Origin of the sequence: Devosia sp. (genome assembly GCF_040509215.1) — a bacterium.
Lineage (GTDB): Bacteria > Pseudomonadota > Alphaproteobacteria > Rhizobiales > Devosiaceae > Devosia.
On record NZ_JBEVLL010000380.1, the window covers coordinates 1 to 3,793 of the forward strand.

The following is a 3,793-nucleotide window of genomic DNA, read 5'->3' on the forward strand; positions in this document are numbered from 1 at the left end:
GTGCTGCTGGTGAGCGAGAGCGGCATCGTCACGCATGAGCATGTCCGCATGCTCGATGAAAAGGCCAATATCGGCACGTTCCTCGTGGGCGAGAGCCTGATGCGGCAGGACGATGTGGTGGCGGCGACGCGGGCGCTGTTGCAGGGCGTGCCCGAGACGGTGCGCTGATGAGCGAGCGGCGCCTGACCCATCTCGATGCCAAGGGCGAGGCGCATATCGTCGATATCGGCGAGAAGGCGATCACGCGGCGGCGGGCAGTGGCGCAGGCGCGGCTGAGCGGCGAGGCCGAGACGATCGCGACCATTCTCGGTGGCGGGCTCAAGAAGGGTGATGCGCTGGCTGTGGCGCGCGTTGCCGGGATCATGGGCGCCAAGAAGACGTCGGATATTATTCCGCTTTGCCATCCGATTCCGCTGACCAAGGTGAGCGTCGAGATCGAGGGCGAGAATGAGACCACCATTCTCATTCGGACTGTCGCCGAGACGACCGGGCAAACCGGCGTCGAAATGGAAGCGCTGACGGCTGCGACGACGACGGCCCTTACGCTTTACGACATGGCCAAGGCGCTCGACCGGGCGATGGTGATTTCAGACATTTGCCTCATCGAGAAATCGGGCGGCAAATCGGGCGATTATCGAAGAGAATCATGAGCCTGCTTCCAGTTGATGAAGCGTTGAATCGCATTCTGGCGCGGGTGCCGAATGTGGTCGGCGAGAGTGTTGCTTTGGCCGAAGCGGCGGGGCGCGTGTTGGCCGAGCCGGTGGTGGCGAGCCATGATCAGCCACCGTTCAATGCCAGCGCCATGGATGGCTATGCCATGCGGGCGGCTGACGTGGCCGAGGGCGTTTGGCTCAAGGTGATCGGCATGTCGCAGGCGGGGGCGGGTTTCGCGGGCACGGTTGGCGAAGGCCAGGCGGTTCGGATTTTCACCGGGGCGCCGCTGCCCGAGGGGACCGATACCGTCATCATGCAGGAAGAGGCGGAGCGGAACGGGGATCTCGTTCGGTTCACGGCCCCTGCCCGGCTGGGTCATAGCGTTCGTCCGCGGGGTTATGATTTTGCGATTGGGCGGATGATCCTGGAGCGTGGGACGCGGCTTGGGGCGTTTCAGGTGGCTGTGGCGGCGGCTGCAAATGCCGGGACTGTCTCCGTGGCGAGGCGTCCGAAGATTGCGCTGCTGGCGACAGGCGACGAACTGGTGTTGCCGGGGACAGTGCTGGGGCCGGATCAGATCGTGGCGTCCAACAGCGTTGGGCTGGCGGCGTCATTGGCGCCTTTTGCCGAGGCTGTGTCGGATTTCGGGATCGCGCGGGATAGGCGCGAGGAACTCGACGCAGTCCTGGATCGGATTTTTGCCAGTGAGCCCGATGTGGTGGTGACCACTGGTGGGGCGAGCGTTGGCGAGCATGATCTGGTGCAGGCGGCGCTGGTGGACCATGGCGTGACGCTGGATTTCTGGCGGATCAATATGCGGCCGGGAAAGCCGCTGATGTTTGGCACGCGCGGCAAGACGCTGGTGTTTGGGCTGCCGGGCAATCCGGTTTCGGCCATGGTGACGGCCGAGCTTTTTGTGAAACCGGCGCTGCGGCACTGGCTGGGACTGGCGGATGTGGAGCCGCTGCGATTGCCGCTGCTGGGGCCGACGCCGCCCAATACGGCGCGGCGGCATTTTATGCGGGCGCGGGTTTTGGTGCGCGATGGCGTGACCGGATTGTTGCCGATCAATGAGACGGATAGCGGGCATACCTCGTCGCTGGCCGCAGCGGATGCGCTGATCGTGCAGCCGGAGTTTGATCCGGGGCAGCAGGTGGGCACAGTGGTTTCGGCGCTGCCGATTGGGGCGATTTAGGCCGGTCGGCGGCGGTTTAGAAGCAGTAGCAAGACCAGTGCGAGGCCGGAGCACGCGACGGCGGCGACGAGCACTGCCTGTGGGCCGATGCCGTCTAGTAGCGCGATCAGCGCCGGGGGCGCGGCGGCGGAGATCAGGTTGAGCGGCAGGGCGATGCGCGTGAGGGCACGGGCGTATTCGGCCTTGTCGTAGAAGACGAGCGGCATGGTGGCGCGGGAGACAGCCAGGGCGCCGCTGCCGATGCCGTAGATCAGGATGAAGCCGGCGACGCCGAACCAGGACGCGCCGAACACAAGCAGCAGGACCAGGGACAGGAGGAGGGATGGCGCGGCAACAAGGGCCGTGGCGAGGCCGTCCCATTTCGCGCCACCGAGGAGGTCAATGGCGCGGGCGGCGACCTGGATGATGCCGAGGGATGAGGCGAGGCCGATGGCAAGCTCGGGCTGGACGCCGAGGCTTTTCAAAAGCTCGATGAGGATGGCGGAGAAGCCGAAGGTGACGAAGGCGTTGAGCGCGATGGCGGCGGCGACGAGGTAGAAGGTCGTTTGCGCTGGTGGCGCGGCGGTTTCGGGGGCCTTGTCGGGTAGCGCAACCGTGGTTTTTGGGCGCGGCAGGCCGAGGGCGTAGAGGGCGGCGGCAAGGAGCAGGAGCGCGGCGAAGGTCAGGCAGATCATGCGCCAATCGGTGAGGCCAGCGAGGTAGGCAGTGGTTGGCCAGAAGATCGTGCCGGAAAGGCCGGAGGCCAGCATGAGGAGACCGATGGCGTTTCTGGCGCGCGGGCCGAGGGCTTCGTTGAGGGCGATGTGGGAGGCGGTCGAAAGCGAAGCGGAGCCGGCGAGACCGAGGATACACCAGGCGGCGAGATAGGAGACTGCCTCCTGACTGGAGGCGAGGAGGATGAAGCCCAATGCGGCGCCCAAGGAGCCCGCCGCGAGGAGCGTGCGGGCGCCAAAGCGGATGAATGCGGGGCCGAGGAATGGGGCGCAGAGACCCATGGTGACGTAAAAGACCGAACTGCCCGCGAAGACCAGCGGCGGTGGGAGCGAGAGGCCCACGGCGATGTCCGTGCCGAGCACGGCCAGAAGACCCACTGTGCCCCAACCGATGTTCTGGCCGATGGCGAGGACGATGAGGTAGCGGAGGATGACGGGCACGGGATGATCGGCTGCGGGAAGGTGCCTGCCGATAGCGTGGCTATGTAGAAGATTGATGACAGGGGGCGGCCATCGCTGGATGGACCCCGGCTTTCGCCGGGGTGACACCGGGCGGGAGGCGCGTCAGGCGCGCGCGGGCATCGTCAGTCGGTGGGAGAGCTTGAACGCCAGGGGCGTGATGATTTGCGTCATGATGAAGGCGATGGGCCAGGCGGTGATGAAGCTCAGCGGCCAATGCGACAGGAAATCGGGGCCGACCGAGATGAAGCCCATGATGCCGGACATGGAAAAAGCCATGCCGAAGGTGATGAAGAGCTGGGCGAGGAAGAGGGTTTTCTTGGGCATCGAGGCTCCGTCGGTGAAGAGGCTGACGGAGGGAGTCCCGGTCAGCACCATCTTCGAGGTTGAAGAAATGGTGCCTGTGGGACGCTTGGGGCGTCGAATCCGCTGGTGCGGGGCCGGGATACCAACCGGCGACGTCTTTTCGGCATGGATGGTTTAGTTGGCGGGGGCTTTCGGGGCAAGCCGCGGGGGTGGATAGGTGGCCTGCGCTGCGAGGGCTGGCGCAAAAGGGAAAAATCCTAGCAAGCGGATGATTCAGGAGGGACGGTGTGTGCTGGCCTTCGCACCGCACGTTGATGCTGCGCGGCTCAACGTCATTGCCGGGCCTGTCCGGCTTGGGAAGGCCTGCCATCCTGCGGATGGCCTGGACCACCGGGACAAGCCCGGTGGTGACGATGGAGTGCTGATATAAAGTCGCATAGAAAACAGAGATTCCCGCTTTCGCGGG

The 3,793-nt window shown here is 65.2% G+C and carries 4 protein-coding genes and 1 pseudogene; 3 read left to right on the forward strand and 2 right to left on the reverse strand.

The features are described 5' to 3' along the window. The 3 genes and pseudogenes from ABW043_RS21365 to ABW043_RS21375 form a co-directional block, all read left to right on the forward strand. Positions 1-168, forward strand: a pseudogene (locus tag ABW043_RS21365) (hypothetical protein); the annotation flags it as partial. After that, complete coding sequence (moaC, locus tag ABW043_RS21370; RefSeq protein ID WP_353923213.1) at positions 168-650, forward strand: cyclic pyranopterin monophosphate synthase MoaC; 483 nt, start codon at positions 168-170, stop codon at positions 648-650. The pseudogene ABW043_RS21365 and the gene moaC, both read left to right, overlap by 1 nt. Next, the gene (locus ABW043_RS21375) at positions 647-1,849 is read left to right on the forward strand and encodes a molybdopterin molybdotransferase MoeA (protein ID WP_353923214.1); all 1,203 of its coding nucleotides are present in this window, start codon (positions 647-649) and stop codon (positions 1,847-1,849) included. Before moaC ends, ABW043_RS21375 begins: the two co-directional genes overlap by 4 nt. Here ABW043_RS21375 and ABW043_RS21380 read toward each other — a convergent pair. Further along, positions 1,846-3,003, reverse strand: a complete 1,158-nt coding sequence (locus ABW043_RS21380) for an MFS transporter (RefSeq protein ID WP_353923215.1) — start codon at positions 3,001-3,003, stop codon at positions 1,846-1,848. The two genes, ABW043_RS21375 and ABW043_RS21380, sit on opposite strands and share 4 nt — an antisense overlap. 123 nt (positions 3,004-3,126) lie before the next feature. Next, positions 3,127-3,348, reverse strand: a complete 222-nt coding sequence (locus ABW043_RS21385; protein ID WP_353923216.1) for a DUF2798 domain-containing protein — start codon at positions 3,346-3,348, stop codon at positions 3,127-3,129. Between the last annotated feature and the right edge of the window lie 445 nt (positions 3,349-3,793).

Bases quoted from the DNA above. Each gene is read 5' to 3' on its own strand.
- moaC (WP_353923213.1), top strand. From the start codon at position 168: ATGAGCGAGCGGCGCCTGACCCATCTCGATGCCAAGGGCGAGGCGCAT.
- ABW043_RS21375 (WP_353923214.1), top strand. From the start codon at position 647: ATGAGCCTGCTTCCAGTTGATGAAGCGTTGAATCGCATTCTGGCGCGG.
- ABW043_RS21385 (WP_353923216.1), bottom strand. From the start codon at position 3,348: ATGCCCAAGAAAACCCTCTTCCTCGCCCAGCTCTTCATCACCTTCGGC.